This window comes from Sphingorhabdus sp. (genome assembly GCF_046154385.1).
In the GTDB taxonomy this organism is placed as follows: Bacteria; Pseudomonadota; Alphaproteobacteria; order Sphingomonadales; family Sphingomonadaceae; genus Sphingorhabdus_B.
In genome coordinates, this window is sequence record NZ_JBJXFW010000012.1 from 64751 (window position 1) to 82481 (window position 17731).

The 17731-nt window shown below is 54.7% G+C and carries 20 protein-coding genes; 11 read left to right on the plus strand and 9 right to left on the minus strand.

What is annotated here, in order from left to right:
- Positions 1 to 8: 8 nt before the first annotated feature.
- Both dnaG and ACKVOS_RS03205 read right to left on the minus strand, forming a co-directional pair.
- Positions 9 to 1874 (minus strand): DNA primase, encoded by a 1866-nt coding sequence (gene dnaG, locus ACKVOS_RS03200; RefSeq protein ID WP_409210572.1) that lies wholly within the window; start codon positions 1872 to 1874, stop codon positions 9 to 11.
- A 140-nt stretch (positions 1875 to 2014) separates the two neighbouring features.
- Positions 2015 to 2467, minus strand: a complete 453-nt coding sequence (locus ACKVOS_RS03205) for a GatB/YqeY domain-containing protein (protein ID WP_409210573.1) — start codon at positions 2465 to 2467, stop codon at positions 2015 to 2017.
- 271 nt (positions 2468 to 2738) lie between these two features.
- Between ACKVOS_RS03205 and carA the strand changes: the two genes are divergently transcribed.
- From carA to ACKVOS_RS03235, 6 genes are all read left to right on the plus strand, one after another.
- Positions 2739 to 3896, plus strand: a complete 1158-nt coding sequence (gene carA / locus ACKVOS_RS03210; RefSeq protein ID WP_409210574.1) for a glutamine-hydrolyzing carbamoyl-phosphate synthase small subunit — start codon at positions 2739 to 2741, stop codon at positions 3894 to 3896.
- Entirely contained in the window at positions 3893 to 4306 is a 414-nt protein-coding gene (locus ACKVOS_RS03215; RefSeq protein WP_409210575.1) for a hypothetical protein, read from the plus strand. The genes carA and ACKVOS_RS03215 overlap by 4 nt, the downstream gene beginning before the upstream one ends.
- 85 nt (positions 4307 to 4391) lie before the next feature.
- Positions 4392 to 5108, plus strand: coding sequence for a hypothetical protein (locus ACKVOS_RS03220; RefSeq protein WP_409210576.1), 717 nt, complete (start codon positions 4392 to 4394; stop codon positions 5106 to 5108).
- Between the two features lie 3 nt (positions 5109 to 5111).
- Entirely contained in the window at positions 5112 to 8432 is a 3321-nt protein-coding gene (carB, locus tag ACKVOS_RS03225) for a carbamoyl-phosphate synthase large subunit (RefSeq protein ID WP_409210577.1), read from the plus strand.
- 112 nt (positions 8433 to 8544) lie between these two features.
- Positions 8545 to 9021: a transcription elongation factor GreA gene (greA, locus tag ACKVOS_RS03230; protein WP_160352674.1), complete on the plus strand. Its 477-nt coding sequence runs from the start codon at positions 8545 to 8547 to the stop codon at positions 9019 to 9021.
- A gap of 120 nt (positions 9022 to 9141) precedes the next feature.
- Complete coding sequence (locus ACKVOS_RS03235; RefSeq protein ID WP_409210578.1) at positions 9142 to 9804, plus strand: rhomboid family intramembrane serine protease; 663 nt, start codon at positions 9142 to 9144, stop codon at positions 9802 to 9804.
- Between the two features lie 20 nt (positions 9805 to 9824).
- On the opposite strand, the gene ACKVOS_RS03240 is transcribed toward ACKVOS_RS03235, so the two are convergent.
- Genes ACKVOS_RS03240 through ACKVOS_RS03265 form a run of 6 tightly spaced genes read right to left on the minus strand, consistent with a single transcriptional unit; the run spans position 9825 to position 12053 of the window.
- Positions 9825 to 10010: a hypothetical protein gene (locus ACKVOS_RS03240; RefSeq protein WP_409210579.1), complete on the minus strand. Its 186-nt coding sequence runs from the start codon at positions 10008 to 10010 to the stop codon at positions 9825 to 9827.
- A 13-nt stretch (positions 10011 to 10023) separates the two neighbouring features.
- Complete coding sequence (locus ACKVOS_RS03245) at positions 10024 to 10221, minus strand: DUF4170 domain-containing protein (protein ID WP_409210592.1); 198 nt, start codon at positions 10219 to 10221, stop codon at positions 10024 to 10026.
- A gap of 32 nt (positions 10222 to 10253) precedes the next feature.
- Entirely contained in the window at positions 10254 to 10760 is a 507-nt protein-coding gene (locus ACKVOS_RS03250; protein ID WP_409210580.1) for a hypothetical protein, read from the minus strand.
- A gap of 15 nt (positions 10761 to 10775) precedes the next feature.
- A complete protein-coding gene (locus ACKVOS_RS03255; protein WP_409210581.1) occupies positions 10776 to 11081 on the minus strand; it encodes a hypothetical protein in 306 nt (101 codons plus the stop codon).
- 10 nt (positions 11082 to 11091) lie between these two features.
- Complete coding sequence (locus ACKVOS_RS03260) at positions 11092 to 11487, minus strand: phage holin family protein (protein WP_409210582.1); 396 nt, start codon at positions 11485 to 11487, stop codon at positions 11092 to 11094.
- 53 nt (positions 11488 to 11540) lie between these two features.
- Positions 11541 to 12053: a hypothetical protein gene (locus ACKVOS_RS03265; protein WP_409210583.1), complete on the minus strand. Its 513-nt coding sequence runs from the start codon at positions 12051 to 12053 to the stop codon at positions 11541 to 11543.
- Between the two features lie 185 nt (positions 12054 to 12238).
- Here ACKVOS_RS03265 and eno point away from each other — a divergent pair, with 185 nt between their 5' ends.
- The 5 genes from eno (at position 12239) to ACKVOS_RS03290 (ending at position 16963) form a co-directional block, all read left to right on the plus strand.
- On the plus strand, positions 12239 to 13513 hold the full coding sequence (eno, locus tag ACKVOS_RS03270; RefSeq protein ID WP_409210584.1) for a phosphopyruvate hydratase: 1275 nt from the start codon (positions 12239 to 12241) through the stop codon (positions 13511 to 13513).
- A 44-nt stretch (positions 13514 to 13557) separates the two neighbouring features.
- Entirely contained in the window at positions 13558 to 13869 is a 312-nt protein-coding gene (locus ACKVOS_RS03275; protein WP_409210585.1) for an FtsB family cell division protein, read from the plus strand.
- Between the two features lie 125 nt (positions 13870 to 13994).
- Complete coding sequence (gene pdhA / locus ACKVOS_RS03280) at positions 13995 to 15065, plus strand: pyruvate dehydrogenase (acetyl-transferring) E1 component subunit alpha (RefSeq protein WP_409210586.1); 1071 nt, start codon at positions 13995 to 13997, stop codon at positions 15063 to 15065.
- A complete protein-coding gene (locus tag ACKVOS_RS03285) occupies positions 15065 to 16423 on the plus strand; it encodes a pyruvate dehydrogenase complex E1 component subunit beta (protein WP_409210587.1) in 1359 nt (452 codons plus the stop codon). The genes pdhA and ACKVOS_RS03285 overlap by 1 nt, the downstream gene beginning before the upstream one ends.
- A 387-nt stretch (positions 16424 to 16810) precedes the next feature.
- Positions 16811 to 16963 carry a hypothetical protein gene (locus tag ACKVOS_RS03290; protein WP_409210588.1) on the plus strand — a complete coding sequence of 51 codons (153 nt, stop codon included), beginning with the start codon at positions 16811 to 16813 and terminating at the stop codon, positions 16961 to 16963.
- A 2-nt stretch (positions 16964 to 16965) separates the two neighbouring features.
- On the opposite strand, the gene ACKVOS_RS03295 is transcribed toward ACKVOS_RS03290, so the two are convergent.
- Positions 16966 to 17670 (minus strand): TadE/TadG family type IV pilus assembly protein, encoded by a 705-nt coding sequence (locus tag ACKVOS_RS03295; protein WP_409210589.1) that lies wholly within the window; start codon positions 17668 to 17670, stop codon positions 16966 to 16968.
- Between the last annotated feature and the right edge of the window lie 61 nt (positions 17671 to 17731).

Here is a 17731-nt window from a genome sequence, read left to right on the forward strand (position 1 = left end):
CGTAAATTCTATAAACCATCCGCATCGCGCCGAAAAAATGCGATGATGCGGTCGTCAAAAGCCTTTTTCTCGGCGCGTAACCGTTGCTGCTCTGCAAAAGTCTCGTCGGTCATCTCTGAACTTGCCCGCACTGTGGCGCGTTCCAGAGCTTCTTCCAGCGCAGGACGCTGCTTCATCAGCCTGATTGCTTCACCCAATTCCTTTGAAGCGTTGGACAATCCGCCGCTTTCTACCCCGACTTCACCACGGTTAAAGGCAAAGACTTTGCCGTTGCTGTGGAGCAGCGTTACAGCGACATTATACAACTTCTCGTCCAATATGGTAATTAACCCGTCTGTATCAAGCGATTCTTTGGCAAAACTTGCATCAAGCATGACTCCGAGCAATTTTGCGTGATTCGCATCGGTCGGAATAAAGTCGCTCAACGCTTCATGATGGCGTTGGATTAGGGAAGGGTTTCGCAAAAGCGCACCCAATACGCCCTGAACCAGAAAGTCCGAGTTTTTGGCATTAAAGCTTTTGGTTTCCGCTCCGGGCGGCAAAATTTGCGGTTTACGCCAATCGCGGACATTGCCTTTTCGCGAAGCGACCTGGGGCTGAAACGGCACGCGGGGCTTAGGTGCAAATAGGCTATCAAACCGTTCGCGGAAGGCATCGGCATAATGCCGACGGATTTCGGAATCCGCAATGTTCGCCATATGCGCCCCCAACCGTTGTTTCAGGCCGGCGCGGTCTTCGGGTGTATCCAGCGGACCTGCGACGACCTCACTGCGCCAAAGGCGTTCCACCAGCGCTTCCGATGCATCCAGAAGTTCGGCAAGCGCCTTTGGCCCTGATTTCTTGACTAGATCGTCGGGGTCTTGCCCCTCCGGTAAGGTAACAAATTGCAGGCTGTGTCCCGGTTTCAATAAAGGCAGCGCCCGCAAGGCTGCGCGCACGCCTGCTTTCTGTCCGGCACCGTCGCCATCAAAGCAGAGCAGGGGCTTTTCGGTCATCCGCCACAGCATCTGGATCTGCTGTTCGGTCAAGGCGGTACCCAGCGGCGCGACGGCATCGGCAAAGCCCGCCTGCGCAATGGCGATAACATCCATATAGCCTTCGACCACAATCACCCGGCCTGTCTTGCGCGAGGCGGGGGAGCATCTGTCGAGATTGTAGAGCGTTCGCCCCTTGTCGAACAAAGGCGTGTCGGGGGAGTTGAGATATTTGGGCTCGCCATCCCCCAATATCCGCCCGCCAAAGGCAATCACGCGCCCGCGTGGATCGCGGATCGGGATCATCAGGCGGCCACGAAACCGGTCATAAGGTTCCTTGTCGTCGACCGAGATAAGCAGACCTGCCTCGACCAACATGGCATTTCCGAATTTCTGCAAAGCCGATTTGAGCGCCGTGCGGTTGTCGGGCGCAAGGCCAAATCCGAATTCCTGGATAGTCTTGGCCGAAAATCCACGTTTCTCCAGATAAGCGCGCGCGCCAGCGCCATCGATGCCCTGCAATTGCTGCACAAACCAGTCCTGCGCCGCCGTCATGACGTCATACAGATTATTGGCTTTTTCAGCGCGTTGCGCGGCTCTGGGGTCCGCCGCCGGCACCTCCAATCCCGCCTCGGCCGCGAGTTCCTTGATCGCGTCCATGAACGACAGCCCGCGCTGGTCGGTCATCCACCTAATAGCGTCGCCATGTGCGGAACAGCCGAAGCAATGGTAGAAGCCCTTTTCATCGTTGATCGTGAAACTGGGCGTCTTTTCATTATGGAACGGACAACAGGCCTTATGCTCCCGCCCCGCCTTGGTAACCTTGACGGTACGGCCGATCAACGCGGAAAGCGTGATCCGGGAACGCAGTTCGTCAAGCCATTGCGGGGTTAGGGACATGGGGGGCGCTTTGGGTTTGGGTTGTTGGGTGGTGTCGGAATGAGAGGTGTCCCGACTTCGCTCGACACGAAGGGGGAAGGGGAGCGCGGTTTTTCAGATCCGTTCGTGTCGAGCGAGGTCGAGACACCCATCAGTTACAACTAAGCCAAAGCCGCCTTAACCAACCCGCTGGCTTTGCTCATATCAAGCTGGGGCCCGTGGCGTTCTTTCAATGTTGCCATGACGCGGCCCATGTCCTTGACGCTGGTCGCGCCGAGTTCGGCCTTGATGCCTTCGATGGCGGCGCTGGTTTCCGCGTCGCTCATTTGCGCGGGCAGGAATTCTTCGATGATGACGAGCTCCGCCGCTTCGACCTCGGCGAGTTCGGTGCGACCACCTTGTTCGTACAGCGCAATGGATTCGCGGCGTTGCTTAATCATTTTCTGCATGACTTCGACGACCATCGCATCATCATCAGGCAACTGTGACGCGGTTCGCAATTCGATGTCGCGGTCCTTGATCTTGGCAAGGATCAGGCGGACGGCGGCAAGGCGGTCTTTTTCGCCGGCTTTCATGGCGGTAATCTGGGCGGCTTTTATGGTGTCACGAATCATGATTTTCTTTCAATGAAGGTAATCGATAACGATAGCCAATCATCCACACACCGTCACCCTGAACTTGTTTCAGGGTCTATCGTGCGGCAAAGGGCAGAGATCGAACGAATAAATGAACCCTGAAACGAGTTCAGGGTGACGATCAAGCCCGTAGCTCGGGAATTACTATTCCACAACTTTCTCGTTTTCCGCATTGACGCCTCCGCCCGCCATGTCTAGGCGCGGTGCCTTAGCGACATTGCTGCAATTTTCTGATCGGAGCGACCCCATCATGGCCGACCCCAAAACTATCCGTGCGCCTTCTGGAGCGACGGGTGTATTGGTTTTGGCGTCGGGCGAAGTCATCTGGGGCAGGGGCTTTGGCGCAGAAGGGCAGGCGGTCGGTGAAGTGTGCTTCAACACCGCGATGACCGGATATCAGGAAATCATGACAGACCCGTCCTATGCCGGGCAGATCATCAACTTCACCTTTCCTCATATCGGTAATGTTGGCACTAACCCTGAGGATGTGGAGGCACTGAACCCCCATGCGCTGGGCGCTATCGTGCGTCAGGATGTGACCGACCCGTCAAATTTCCGCAGCACGCAGCATTTCGATGCCTGGATGAAGGCCAATGACCGCATCGGCATTTCCGGCGTCGACACCCGTGCGCTGACCCGTCTGATCCGCGTGGCGGGCGCGCCCAATGCCGTGATCGCCCATTCGGCGAACGGTAAATTCGATGTGTCGGCTTTGCTTGCGAAGGCAAAGGCATGGGCAGGCCTTGAAGGCATGGATCTGGCCAAGGATGTGACGACGTTGCAAAGCTATGGCTGGGATCAGGGTTTGTGGAAGTTGGGTGAGGGGTATCAGAAGCGTACCAAGGGCACCAAAAAAGTCGTCGCCATCGACTACGGCATCAAACACAACATCCTGCGCAATCTGACTGACGCAGGCTGCGAAGTCACCGTGGTCAGCGCCACCGCGAGTTTCGATGAAATCATGGCGCACGCCCCCGACGGGTTGTTCCTGTCCAACGGCCCCGGCGACCCCGCCGCGACGGGCGTATATGCAGTGCCGGTGATCAGGAAATGGCTGGAAACCAAAAAGCCGCTGTTCGGCATCTGCCTCGGCCATCAGATGCTCGGCCTTGCGGTCGGCGCAAAGACCGAAAAGATGCATCAGGGCCACCGCGGCGCGAACCATCCGGTAAAACGGCTTTCGGACGGCGCGGTCGAGATTACCAGCATGAACCACGGCTTTGCAGTCGACGCCGCAACTTTACCCGCCAACGCCAAGGCGACGCATGTTAGTCTGTTCGACGGCAGCAATTGCGGCTTCGAACTCGCCGATCAGCCTGCGTTCAGCGTACAATATCACCCCGAAGCCTCACCCGGACCGCAGGACAGCCATTATCTGTTCGAGAAATTCGCGGGGATGATGGGGTGATGATTATAACTTTGGCCGCGCTTGCAACATTTAATATCACGTACATAGCGCCACGTGCAAACGAGATCGATTTGGTGGATTCGCTCAAACGGGCATCAACGGTATGTTCAGTCGGCTCGATGGCAGAGCCGCTTGTGGCGTGGGTGGAGGCGGAACCGACGGACGATTCTGGCATAGCGGCGCTCGACAAGAAAACGCTCGATATCATGAAGGATGCGGGTTTTGCTGGTGACCGAAAAGCTGAACCGGTGACTTTCGATGCGATCCGCAAAATGCTGGTAACAAAAACCTATATTCGCGTGACATTCAGCGCTGATGATGACGCCAAGATATGTTTGGACCGTTGGTTAGAAGACAGCAAATTTACAAAACTGGCGCCCGATCAGCCCGTTCCGGAAGAGCTGCAATGACGGGCTGTGCTATTCAGACAAATGTGCTGATAGAAGCGGAGCCAACGGACCATAGCCGGTTCGAGAAATTCGCGGGGATGATGGGATGAGTAAAAGCGACAGAATAATTGATTATGTCGAGGCCGCCGTCCTTACTCAGCTTCGTGGGGCGATTAATGACTTGGGCCAATATGGGTTTATCAGTAGAAATGAGCTAACCGGCATTCTTGCTGGCGTTTTGAACCGGACGACGGACACAATCGGCATTGAATCGACGGCAGATCGCTTAGTCAAAAAAGGGATCGTTGAAGTAATTTCTGACGATTTGGCAGGCGATTTTTACTCGTTTAATCGCGAGGCCTTGCTGACTTTGGTTGACCGTGAGGCTGCGGTTGTGAACTCCATTTTATACAAAATGAAAAAGGTTGGTTTGGCGTTCTTTAACGCAGCGATCGAGCAAGCGACACTATCCAGAGAAGAAGTACCTATAGAGTATAAGTCAATGAACGTTCCTGCTTCAGATAGAGTGGTGACTTTATCGCATAACCAAATTGAATCATTTGATGAGCCAACGTCAGAAATAATTACCGCCATTGAACGCGAGAACGCAGTTGCAGATCACCCCGGGTTGCGAGAACTAATAATCGGTCAATTAAGAGCTGGCAGAGAGTTGATCAGGATTGGCGTTTTCAAAGCCGAACTTCTGCATATGACCCTTGTCGTAGGGCTCAAAATGCTGGTTGAAAAATATGGGGATCACGCCATCGGCGCGCTCGCGTCGAAACTCCTTGATTTAATCCTTAAAGAAATTGGTATCGGCTAGAAAATGCCCAAACGCACTGACATCTCCTCCATCCTCATCATCGGCGCTGGCCCCATCATCATTGGTCAGGCGTGCGAGTTTGACTATTCGGGAACGCAAGCGTGCAAGGCGCTGCGGGAGGAGGGCTACCGCATCATCCTCGTCAATTCTAACCCCGCGACGATCATGACCGATCCCGACATGGCCGATGCGACCTATGTCGAGCCAATTACGCCCGAAATTGTTGCCAAGATCATCGAGAAAGAACGCCCGGACGCGGTTTTGCCCACGATGGGCGGGCAGACGGCGCTGAACGTCGCTTTGGCGTTGTTCAACGACGGCACGCTGGCGAAATATGGCGTGGAAATGATCGGTGCCGATGCCGAAGCCATCGACAAGGCCGAGGACCGGATCAAATTTCGCGATGCGATGACCAAGATCGGGCTGGAATCGGCGCGGTCGGGCATCGCGCATTCGATGGACGAGGCGCTGGCCGTGCTCGAACGCACCGGATTGCCTTCCATCATCCGACCCAGCTTCACCATGGGCGGCACCGGCGGCGGTATTGCTTATAACCGTGACGAGTTCATGGCTATCGTCGCTGGCGGCCTCGACGCGTCGCCGACCACTGAAGTGCTGATTGAGGAATCGCTGCTCGGCTGGAAAGAGTTCGAGATGGAGGTCGTGCGCGACCGCGCCGACAATGCCATCATCATCTGCTCGATCGAAAATATCGACCCGATGGGCGTACATACCGGCGACTCGATCACTGTCGCCCCTGCGCTGACTCTGACCGACAAGGAATATCAGATCATGCGTAACGCGAGCATCGCCTGCTTGCGTGAAATCGGGGTAGAAACCGGGGGGTCGAACGTACAGTTCGCCGTTAATCCTGCTGACGGCCGCCTGATCGTCATCGAAATGAACCCGCGCGTATCGCGTTCCTCTGCGCTGGCATCGAAGGCCACCGGCTTTCCGATTGCCAAGGTCGCGGCGAAACTCGCGGTTGGCTACACGCTGGACGAGATTACCAACGACATCACGGGGGCGACGCCTGCTTCGTTCGAACCGACCATCGATTATGTCGTCACCAAAATCCCGCGCTTTGCCTTTGAGAAGTTCAAGGGTGCCGAGCCGTTGCTGTCCACCGCGATGAAATCGGTGGGCGAGGTTATGGCGATTGGGCGCAACATCCATGAAAGCCTTCAAAAGGCTCTGCGTGGTCTGGAAACCGGGCTTTCGGGGTTCAACTATATCGACGCGCTGCGTGGGGCATCGAAAGATGAGCTGTCCGCAGAATTGTCGCGCGCCACACCAGACCGTTTGCTGGTCGCAGCGCAAGCCCTGCGCGAGGGCATGAGCGTTGCGGAAATCCATGCTATCGCCAAATTCGATCCGTGGTTTCTGGAGCGGCTTGAAGAAATCATTGCGGAAGAAAATGCCATCAAGGCCAATGGCCTGCCCAATGGCCCCGAGGCGCTGCGTCGTTTGAAGGCGATGGGCTTTTCGGACAAGCGGCTCGCCTATCTATCGGTGGAATCGCTCAATATCCGGCCCGGCATGGAAACGGCGGTGCGTCACGGTTCGGGCATTGCGATGCAAGCCGCGCGCGCGATGGCGGGTGCTGTGACCGAGGATCAGGTGCGCGCGCTGCGCCACAAATTGGGCGTCCGTCCCGTGTTCAAGCGCATCGACACTTGCGCCGCCGAATTCGAGGCGAAGACGCCTTATATGTATTCGACCTATGAAGCGCCTAGTTTCGGTGCGCCCGAATGCGAGAGCCAGCCATCGGACCGCGAAAAGATCGTGATCTTGGGCGGCGGTCCGAACCGCATCGGGCAGGGGATCGAGTTCGACTATTGCTGCGTCCATGCCTGCTTTGCACTGGCGGATGCGGGCTATGAAACGATCATGGTCAACTGTAATCCCGAGACCGTTTCGACCGATTATGACACCAGCGACCGGCTCTATTTTGAGCCGTTAACCGCCGAAGATGTGCTCGAAATCCTGCATGTCGAGCAGCAGAATGGCACGTTGAAGGGCGTGATCGTGCAATTTGGCGGGCAAACGCCGCTGAACTTGGCCAAGTCACTTGAAGCGGCCGGGATACCGATCCTTGGGACTTCGCCCGACGCCATCGATCTGGCCGAAGACCGCGAACGCTTTGCCGCATTGATCAACAAGCTGAAGCTCAAACAGCCCGAAAACGGCATCGCCCGCAGCCGGGAAGAAGCCATCGCCGTAGCTGACAAGATCGGCTATCCGGTGCTTATGCGGCCTTCTTATGTGCTGGGTGGACGCGCGATGGAGATTGTGGACACGCAGGCGCAGCTCGAAAATTATATCCAGACCGCGGTCATCGTATCGGGCGACTCGCCAGTGTTGATCGACAGCTACCTTCGCGACGCCATTGAAGTGGATGTCGACGCGATTTGCGACGGCGACGATGTGGTCGTGGCGGGTATTCTTCAACATATCGAGGAAGCCGGCGTCCACAGCGGCGATTCCGCCTGCACGATCCCGCCTTACAGTCTTCCCGCCGAAATCATCGCGGAAATTCGGCGTCAGGCCGAATTGCTCGCGTTCAACCTGCATGTGCGCGGACTGATGAATGTTCAGTTCGCGGTCAAAGACGGCGCGGTTTACCTGATCGAGGTGAACCCCCGCGCCAGTCGCACCGTTCCATTTGTGGCCAAAGCGATTGGCGCACCGATTGCCAAGATCGCCGCACGGGTTATGGCGGGGGAAAAGCTGAAGGACTTGCCGCCGATCAATCTCGATATCGACTATATCGCAGTTAAAGAAGCGGTGTTTCCGTTTGACCGTTTCCCCGGCGTCGACCCTGTTCTGTCGCCCGAAATGAAGTCGACCGGTGAAGTCATGGGTATCGACAAGGATTTCGCCACTGCCTTTGCAAAGTCGCAGATCGGCGCGCGAATGCCTCCGCCGATGGGCGGGAAGCTGTTCGTTTCCGTTAAGGACAGCGACAAGCCCGTCATAGTTCCGGCGGTCAAGCAGGCCATTGAATGCGGCTTTACGGTGTGCGCAACCGGCGGGACCGCCGACTATCTGTTGGCGCAGGGAATCGAAGTCGAACGGGTGAACAAGGTCGCACAGGGCCGCCCGCATATCGTCGACAAGATCAAGGATGGCGAAATCCACCTGATTTTCAATACGACCGAAGGATGGCAGAGCCTGAAAGACAGCGAAGAAATTCGCCGCTCCGCATTGGTGAACAAGGTCGCACAATACACCACAGCGGCAGGAAGTGTGGCGGTTTCGCAAGCGATTGCGTCCCTGCAACAACGGAAACTTGAAGTTCGCCCACTTCAGGACTATTATTAAGCCAAGCAGTATTCCTCCCATAATTTTGAAACTGCATATCGGATGGGTTTGACCGCTCCTCCGGTGGGGAAGATTTTGTGACGATGACGTCAGAATGAAGGGTTAAGCCACAATGGCGAGTTTTGAAAAATATCCGATGTTGGCCGAAGGCTATGAGAAGCTGACGACTGATCTTAAGCGCTTCCGTGACGAGCGTCCGTTGATTGTGGAAGCAATCGAAGAGGCGCGTGCACATGGCGATTTGTCGGAAAATGCCGAATATCACGCCGCAAAAGAGCGTCAAGGCCAAGTAGAAGCCGCAATCAACGAAATTGAAGATAAAATCGGTCGGGCGCAGATTATCGATCCGTCGACATTGTCCGGTGACAAGATTGTGTTTGGTGCAACCGTTACCTTGATGGATGAAGACGACAAGCCCGTGCGGTATCAATTGGTCGGCGAAACCGAAGCAGACGCCAAGGCAGGTCGAATTTCCTACAATTCACCGCTGGGGCGCGCGCTCATTGGGCGCGTGGTCGAAGACGAAGTTGAAGTAACTGTACCTTCGGGTGACAAATATTATCTCGTTTCGAAGATCGAGTTTATTTGAGAGTCGGCGCTCCACTTTGGCTTACCGTGCGCGAAGGCATACGGGGTGTCGGACGGATACTGCCGATGGTATTCCCGACGGCACGCGACGTGAACCGATTGGCAGATAGGCTTTAGTTCGATGCGCTTTCCACCCGGTCCGATAACCAACGCGCTTGTGATCATCAATCTGGTGATAGCGGTGGTGCTGCTCGTGCCGCTCTGGTGGCAATATGCCGTTGTTTCGGGTGGGCTATTTCCAATCCGGTTAAGTGGCGACAATTCGGCATTTGAAGGCGTTGGATTTTTGGTGCCTGCCTTACTGACGCCATTAAGCGCCGCATTTTTGCACGGCGGCATCATGCATGTGTTGATGAATATGTTGATGTTGTTGCTGATCGGTAAAATGGTCGAGCGGGTATTGGGCGGCAATTTGTATCTTGGGCTCTATCTGGTCGGGGCATATGCCGCTGCAGGAACAGAGTGGCTTGCCGCCGTGATGCAATGGCCGATGTCGGCGGATATGATGGCGCCTGCTATAGGCGCAAGTGGCGCTATTTCCGCTATCATCGGGGCTTATGTTTTGTTGTTTCCCAACCAGCACCCCAAGCCCTGGGGGCCGGTTCCAGCACATATTGCCCGGCCCATGCATCTTACGGTTGCATGGGTTGGATTGAACCTTGCTTTAGGATTTGTTGGTCCCGGATTGGGTATAAGCATTGCGATCTGGTCGCATATCGGCGGCTTTGTTGCCGGGTTGTTTTTGGCAAGGCCGCTGCTTTTATGGCGATACCGCAAGGCGTGAGCCATGCCGCTTTGACATCGTCACGCGGAACTTGTTTCAGAGTCTTTCGTTTGTAAGTCGGTGCGGGAAAATTCCGTCAAAAGGATTAAGAAAAAGAAGGAAAAAGGCTTAGTTTTGGAGCGCATCAAATGCCCCAATTCTTCCTTATTGCCTTTTTCCTTTTGACGAAAAAACATGGTCCAACCGATTAAGAAACGGTTTGCCAAGTGTTCGCAACAATCAATCCTGCGGCTGCAGCAATTTATGCAGATGCACCACGACATATTTCATTTCGGCGTCGTCGACCGTCTTTTGCGCGGCGGCGCGCCATGCTTCTTCGGCGGTCGCATAATCGGGAAACATTCCGACGATGTCGAGCTTGTCGAGATCGGTAAATTCCAGTGTCTGGGGGTCTTTCACCCGGCCCCCGAACACCATATGCAATTTTGCTTCGGTCAAATCTTTACCCCTTAATCTTTCTTTTTCGCGGCCTCGGTCGCGGCTTGACCCGCTGCCTTTACCGCTTCAGCCGCTTTGCTGACCAGATCCCGGAACTGGTCGCGAACGGCATCGCCATTGAGGCCAAGGCTGTCTACCTTGTCCTTGCCCGCAGATTTTGCCGCTTTTGCCATCTCCTTGGCTTTTTTATTCAGTTTTTTGCCGGTCTTGCCCATCAATTTCGTTTCGCGCTCAGTCCGGGGCAAAAGCGCGCCGACAATCGCGCCAATCGCAATCCCGCCTAACACGATAGCTAATGGGTTCTTGTCGATACCGCTGCTGGTCTTTTCGGCTGCCTTATGGGCATATTCGCGCGATTGCTGAACGCCGCGGGTGGCGGCTTCACGGCCCTTTTCATAAGCTTCGGCTGCTTTTTCGCGCGCCACAGCGCTGGTTTTGCTCGTTCTTGCCTTGGCAGAAGCAAGGCTTTCTTTTGCTGTGCCAGTTGCGGTTTTAATGCTGTCGCCGATCTTACTCATATCAAGGTTCCTGTATTATTCGCCGTCTTGTGTCGTGCTTCTACCCTGTCGCCGTTTCGAAATCCAATTCGAAATAGGACGGCGTGCTGCAAATAAAATTGCGCCCAATCCAATAGCGCCAATGACGGGCGCGTTTTTCCTCGCCAATTTGGACACGGCTTCGCCAACACGTTCAGCTTCGGCTTTGCCTTTCCCCACCAGGATTTTCATCTGGTTTCGCGGGTGCAGGACATCTTGAGCCACTTCAACCGTTTCGCGCAATTTACGGCGGAGGTTGCGCCGTTCGGCATCGGAAAGTATTACAGACTTACGCTCGGTCACCCGGTGTTCCTTAGGTTCGGTCATGGTCATCATGTTCAATTTCGGTAAAACGGACCTTTTTCAGCCAGTTCTTTGCGTATACACCGGATAGCAGGCCAATGACTGAAAAGCCTGCGGCAGTTGATACGGTTGCCAAGCCAGGTCCGATATGTGGCGCCAAGGTCAACACTATCCCTAAAATAAGGGCGATGGCCGCTCCGCAAAAGGCCAAAAAGGCGATGGCGCCAAACAGCAAAGACCATTTCATCACATAGCGGCTGTAATCAAGACGAGACTGATAATAACGCAGCTCTGCCCTAACCAAAGCGCGCACGTCTTCGATCACCAGCGTAATCTGTTCAACAGGCGATGCGCCGGATGCGTTTTCCACCCGATCACCGTCCTTTTCATGATGGTCGTCTGTCATTCCACCTGCTTAACGACCGGAGGCCGTAAATGGCAATGCTGCCGTTCCTTAAATCAGGAGTCTTTTCCACCCGAACGGAAAAGTCGCGCCAAAACAAAACCGACAGCCGCAGCAGCGCCGATGGCCAAAGCCGGGCTTTTGCGGACAAACTGGCGGGCATCCTCGGCGATAACATCGACATCTTTTGCATCCAGCTTGGTCGCAAATCCTTCAACAGCATCGGCGGCACCGCGCGCATAATCTCCATATTGTTTGCCAACATTTTCATCGATGGTTGCCGCGCTATCACGGATCAGCTTGCCTATGCTGCCGACAGCTTCTGTCGCGCGTTCCTTGCCTTTTTCAGCTGCAGCCTTTGCACCATCGGTGGCTTTCGTCTTGAAATCATTCATGTCGGCTTTGACCTTTGCGGTAACATTCTCGGTTTTACCCTTTGCAGGACTTGCTTTTACAACGGCTTTCGAATTTGAGGCCGTTTTTGCCGCAGGTGCCGGTTTTTTGGGCGCTAGTGATTTTGTTTCCGCTTTGGGTTTCGCGGCGGCTTTTGGTTTTGCGGTTTCGGCCATGTCGGAACTCCTTAGGGTTGGATAGGTTACGTCGCTCACATTAGATATTTGTATTCAAGGTGCCTTAGTCAACTATATCACCGCATTTTTAGAATATAAATCTTTATCTCTGCGTAACATTGCCAAATCACGGACGCGAGGTTAGACGCGCGGATACGTTCCCAATGCCATCAATGGAGCTTTTCATGACCGGAATAATCGACATTCACGCCCGCGAGATTTTGGATAGCCGGGGCAACCCTACCGTCGAAGTCGATGTTTTACTCGAAGATGGCAGCTTTGGTCGTGCTGCCGTTCCATCCGGCGCATCAACGGGTGCATATGAAGCAGTCGAAAAGCGCGATGGCGACAAGGCGCGCTATATGGGCAACGGCGTGTTGCAGGCGGTAGAGTCCGTCAACGGACCCATTTCCGAAGCGTTGCTGGATCTGGATGCAGAGGATCAGGAAGATATCGACGCGGTCATGATCGATCTCGATGGGACCGATAACAAAGCAAATCTGGGTGCAAATGCGATTTTGGGCGTTAGCCTCGCAGTGGCAAAGGCCGCTGCCGATGCGCGCGGATTGCCGCTGTACCGCTATGTCGGCGGCGTGAACGCGCATGTTCTGCCTGTGCCGATGATGAACATCATCAATGGCGGTGAACATGCCGACAACCCTATCGATTTCCAGGAATTCATGGTCATGCCGGTCGGCGCCGATTCCATCGCGGAAGCCGTGCGCTGGGGTTCAGAGATTTTCCATACGCTGAAAAAGGGCCTGCATGAAAAGGGGCTGGCCACTGCCGTCGGTGATGAAGGCGGTTTTGCACCCAATCTGGCGTCGACCCGCGACGCTCTCGATTTCATCATGGCGTCGATTGAAAAGGCGGGTTTCAAGGTCGGCGACGAGGTTGTGCTTGCGCTCGATTGCGCGGCAACCGAATTTTTCAAAAATGGCAAATATGAAATCTCGGGCGAGGGTCTCTCGCTTAGCCCGCAAGAGATGGCGGATTATCTCGCCGCCTTGTGTAAAGATTATCCGATCCGCTCGATTGAAGACGGCATGAGCGAAGATGATTTTGAAGGCTGGAAGGCGCTCACCGATAAAATCGGGCACGACGTGCAGCTGGTCGGTGATGATTTGTTCGTGACGAATCCTGAGCGCCTTTCGATGGGTATCGGCAAGGGCCTTGCCAATTCTTTGTTAGTGAAAGTCAACCAGATCGGTACGCTGACCGAAACTTTGGCTGCGGTGTCAATGGCGCATCGCGCGTCGTATACGGCCGTTATGTCGCACCGTTCGGGTGAAACCGAAGATGCAACCATCGCCGATCTTGCCGTCGCTACCAATTGCGGACAGATCAAGACCGGCAGCCTTGCTCGGTCGGACCGGCTGGCAAAATACAACCAGCTCATTCGCATCGAAGAAGAGCTTGGCGCGGCCGCACAATTTGCCGGGCGCAGCATTTTCCGTTAGACGGCATTCTTGCCTTGCTGTCCAAAATGGTGTTCTAGTTAAGCATGGTCAAAGGCAAGAAGAACCCGCAATATGTAAAAACGGTTATCGGACCTGGACTGGCGCTGATTGCTTTGCTGGGTATCGCATCTTATGCGTTGTTGGGGCCAACCGGAATTATCGCTTGGACAGATTATCGCGCCGCATTGAGCGAGCGCAAAATAGAGCTGGCCAAGCTGCAAAAAGAACGGGATTCATTGCGGAACCGTCAGCTTTTGCTGGATCGCGACAATGTCGATCCGGATCTGGCGGGGGAATTGATGCGTAAGGAATTGAATGTGGTAGCGCCCGATGAAGTCGTTGTTCCCCTAAAGTAATGATGATTGCAAAAAATGAATAGCTATGCACCGCTTTTCGTAACGGAAAAGCGCTTTTCACCGGCTCTTAATTTGACTAGGCGGAATTATAAGAACCCCTGAATTTATCAGCAGAGGATTACGCCTTGGCCAAGACCCCCGCGAAGAAATCCACTTCAAAGATCGCGACCGTTAGCGAAGATGCGGCACGTGCCAACAGGGAAAGGCCGACCGAACCGGTGCCGTATAAGGCCAGCAAAGAAGAATTGCTGAAATTCTATCGGGATATGCTGCTGATCCGCCGTTTTGAAGAAAAGGCGGGGCAATTGTACGGGCTGGGACTGATTGGTGGTTTTTGCCATTTGTATATCGGTCAGGAAGCTGTTGCCATTGGTCTGCAATCCGCGCTCACGCCCGGTAAGGACAGTGTCATTACTGGCTATCGCGATCACGGCCATATGTTGGCCTATGGCATCGATCCCAATCTTATCATGGCAGAGCTGACGGGCCGCGCGGCCGGTATTTCGCGCGGTAAGGGCGGTTCGATGCACATGTTTTCGACAACCCATAAATTCTACGGCGGCCACGGCATCGTCGGCGCACAGGTGTCGCTGGGCGCAGGGCTGGCGTTCGGGCACAAATATTCTGGCGATGGCGGTGTATGCCTCGCTTATTTCGGTGACGGGGCATCGAACCAGGGGCAGGTTTACGAAAGTTTCAACATGGCTGAGCTGTGGAAGCTGCCTATCATTTTCGTGATCGAGAATAACCAATATGCAATGGGCACAAGTGTCAATCGCGCTTCTTCCGAAGACCAGCTTTACCGTCGGGGGGAAAGCTTCCGCATTCCGGGCATTCAGGTTGACGGTATGGACGTGCTGGCCGTGCGTGGTGCCGCGGAAGTCGCGCTGGATTGGGTTCGTAGCGGTAAGGGCCCGGTCTTGCTGGAAATGAAAACCTATCGCTATCGCGGGCATTCCATGTCCGACCCTGCCAAATATCGCAGCCGGGACGAAGTGCAGTCCGTTCGCGATAACAGCGATCCGATTGAAGGCTGCAAAGCCTATCTTGCCGAAATGGGTGTCAGCGAGGACGATCTTAAGACGCTCGAAAAGGAAATTCGCACGATTGTAAATGAATCGGCCGATTTTGCGGAGAGTTCTTCGGAACCCGAACTGGGCGAACTTTATACCGACATTCTGGTGGAGCAGTATTGATGGCAATCGAACTTAAAATGCCCGCGCTTTCACCTACAATGGAGGAAGGAACTCTCGCCAAATGGTTGGTCAAAGAAGGCGACAGCGTCAAATCGGGCGATATTCTTGCGGAAATCGAAACCGATAAGGCGACTATGGAATTTGAAGCAGTCGATGAAGGCGTGATTTCGTCGATCACTATTCCCGAAGGCACCGATGGCGTGAAGGTCGGGACAGTTATAGCTTTGATCGCAGGTGACGATGAAGCCGCCAGCTCGCCACCAACCGCTGCCCCTGCGCCAGTTGCTGCCGCCGCTGCAGAGGCACCTGTGGTTGCGGCCCCTGCGCCGTTGCCGACGGTCACCAAATCCGATCCTGCGATTACGGCGGGGACTGCAATGGTTTCGCTCACGCTGCGTGAGGCTTTGCGTGATGCAATGGCGGAAGAAATGCGGCGCGATGATCGCGTGTTTGTGATGGGCGAGGAAGTCGCCGAATATCAAGGTGCATATAAGGTAACGCAAGGGCTGTTGGCCGAATTTGGTTCGCGCCGGGTTATCGACACACCAATCACCGAATATGGATTCGCTGGTATCGGAACCGGTGCCGCTATGGGCGGATTGCGGCCTGTTATTGAATTCATGACATTCAACTTCGCAATGCAGGCGATTGACCACATCATCAATTCGGCCGCGAAAACAAATTATATGTCGGGCGGACAAATGCGATGCCCGATTGTTTTCCGCGGCCCCAATGGCGCTGCGGCGCGTGTTGGCGCGCAGCATAGCCAGAATTATGCGCCCTGGTATGCAAGCGTGCCCGGCCTCATTGTGATCTGCCCCTATGATGCGGCCGATGCGAAAGGCTTGTTGAAAGCGGCGATCCGCTGCGAAGATCCGGTGGTATTCCTCGAAAACGAGCTGCTGTACGGACGCACCTTTGAAATTCCCGATCTGGAAGATCATGTGCTTCCCATCGGTAAGGCGCGTGTGATGCGGGAAGGCAATGATGTCACAATCGTAAGCTATTCGATCGGTGTTGGCATGTCTTTGGATGCGGCGGACAAGCTTGCGGCTGAGGGAATAAATGCAGAGGTTATTGACCTGCGCACGATCCGTCCGCTGGACAAGGCAACGATATTGGCAAGCCTCGCCAAAACAAACCGCCTGGTCATTGCCGAAGAAGGCTGGCCGGTATGTTCAGTGGGCAGCGAAGTCATCGCCATTTGCATGGAGGACGGGTTCGACGATCTCGACGCGCCCGTCATTCGGGTGACGAATGAAGACGTACCGATGCCTTACGCCGCAAATCTTGAAAAAGCCGCGTTAATTAACGCGGACAAGATTGCGGCGGGTGTAAGAAAGGTGTTGGGCCGTTAGGGTCAGGACTTATTAAAACCACTTGCCGCCCGCGTCCGGTGATCCTGCGCCTGTCGAAGAACAAATTCGGGGCGATATGTGGTCATGAGTGAAGTTTGGCCGATTGGGAAAGGGTTGGGAAAGGGGTTCGATTGTGCGAATTAGTATTGCGTCCCCGGAATTTCACGACGGCAGGAGTTGCGGAAGTTGACACTAAGTTGACAGCTAAGCGCCTGTCGGGAGGCAGCCGACGAAGCGCCATTTCGCTTCACGCGCAGATACGGGAATTCTTCGCCGTCGGCCAAGCGGGGGGATAAACAGGTTCAAAGAGCATGCACCCCGCAAAGTCGGGCGGCAATTAGAACATTACAGGAACATTGCCGAAAAGTCAAGCACTATCTATTTGTAATGGCGCTTTTGTTCGGCGGATTGCGGCCTTGGCTCTATCACCTCGCCATCGACCCGGGAAAGGAGCCTGGCGAGGGCCGCAAAGATAAAGGTACAAAAGAAACGCAAAACAGTCCCGAAACTGTATCCTTTGTTGCTTTTGATAGGCCCTGACCCTAGGCGCAAGACGCGACGGCGGCACCTTCTGTATTGAACACTTGGGTCAAGTCGCGGGCATCGCGGACCATCATGGCCGCGATGGCATTGATGTTTTCATAATCCTTGATGGCAAAGCCATTCAGAAAAAGCGGTCGATACCGGTAACGAACCTCTGCGAACATCACGGGAGTTCCTGCAACGGCAGTTACTTGGCGACCCGCCGGCCCCATGCCGTCTATATTTGTGCCGCTTGGTTGACCGGCAACGCCATATTGCGGGGTAAATGTTGTCGCCAACCCTCGGCAGCGTTGCCAGGTAATCTTGAATTTACCCGTCGGATTAGGGTTGGCCATGGTTTCAAGGCTGGACAATATGATGCGACCATTGGGCACGGCGGCGCCGTCTTCAAGATGTGTCCCATAAATGTCGAGATCACCGGCATGAATTTCCGCACCGGTAAACAGATCGTTGATCTGCGTTTCAGTGATCTTCTTATTGGCCAAAGGATCGCCTTCGCCAATACGCGCGGCGTTATCGGCGACCTGCAATGCCAATTGCGATACTTGCGTTGATTCCGTCGCATAGTTCGCGAGTTCGGCACCCGACGCCACGAAAACCATGAACACTGGCGCAATGAACGCAAATTCAATCAGCGCAAGGCCGCTCTCGTTCTTGGCGAGCGAGCGTGAATTGCCCAGAACATTTCTCTGCTTCTTACGCATCTTCACACTTCCGCGTTATGGCCGCTGCCTTTTGTCCATAAGGCTGGTTCGCGATAACCGT

Bases quoted from the DNA above. Each gene is read 5' to 3' on its own strand.
- eno (WP_409210584.1), top strand. From the start codon at position 12,239: ATGACCGGAATAATCGACATTCACGCCCGCGAGATTTTGGATAGCCGG.
- ACKVOS_RS03220 (WP_409210576.1), top strand. From the start codon at position 4,392: ATGAGTAAAAGCGACAGAATAATTGATTATGTCGAGGCCGCCGTCCTT.
- ACKVOS_RS03285 (WP_409210587.1), top strand. From the start codon at position 15,065: ATGGCAATCGAACTTAAAATGCCCGCGCTTTCACCTACAATGGAGGAA.
- ACKVOS_RS03260 (WP_409210582.1), bottom strand. From the start codon at position 11,487: ATGACAGACGACCATCATGAAAAGGACGGTGATCGGGTGGAAAACGCA.
- ACKVOS_RS03245 (WP_409210592.1), bottom strand. From the start codon at position 10,221: ATGGTGTTCGGGGGCCGGGTGAAAGACCCCCAGACACTGGAATTTACC.
- dnaG (WP_409210572.1), bottom strand. From the start codon at position 1,874: ATGTCCCTAACCCCGCAATGGCTTGACGAACTGCGTTCCCGGATCACG.
- ACKVOS_RS03295 (WP_409210589.1), bottom strand. From the start codon at position 17,670: ATGCGTAAGAAGCAGAGAAATGTTCTGGGCAATTCACGCTCGCTCGCC.
- ACKVOS_RS03290 (WP_409210588.1), top strand. From the start codon at position 16,811: ATGGCGCTTTTGTTCGGCGGATTGCGGCCTTGGCTCTATCACCTCGCC.
- ACKVOS_RS03235 (WP_409210578.1), top strand. From the start codon at position 9,142: ATGCGCTTTCCACCCGGTCCGATAACCAACGCGCTTGTGATCATCAAT.
- carA (WP_409210574.1), top strand. From the start codon at position 2,739: ATGGCCGACCCCAAAACTATCCGTGCGCCTTCTGGAGCGACGGGTGTA.
- ACKVOS_RS03250 (WP_409210580.1), bottom strand. From the start codon at position 10,760: ATGAGTAAGATCGGCGACAGCATTAAAACCGCAACTGGCACAGCAAAA.
- greA (WP_160352674.1), top strand. From the start codon at position 8,545: ATGGCGAGTTTTGAAAAATATCCGATGTTGGCCGAAGGCTATGAGAAG.
- carB (WP_409210577.1), top strand. From the start codon at position 5,112: ATGCCCAAACGCACTGACATCTCCTCCATCCTCATCATCGGCGCTGGC.
- ACKVOS_RS03205 (WP_409210573.1), bottom strand. From the start codon at position 2,467: ATGATTCGTGACACCATAAAAGCCGCCCAGATTACCGCCATGAAAGCC.
- ACKVOS_RS03265 (WP_409210583.1), bottom strand. From the start codon at position 12,053: ATGGCCGAAACCGCAAAACCAAAAGCCGCCGCGAAACCCAAAGCGGAA.
- ACKVOS_RS03275 (WP_409210585.1), top strand. From the start codon at position 13,558: ATGGTCAAAGGCAAGAAGAACCCGCAATATGTAAAAACGGTTATCGGA.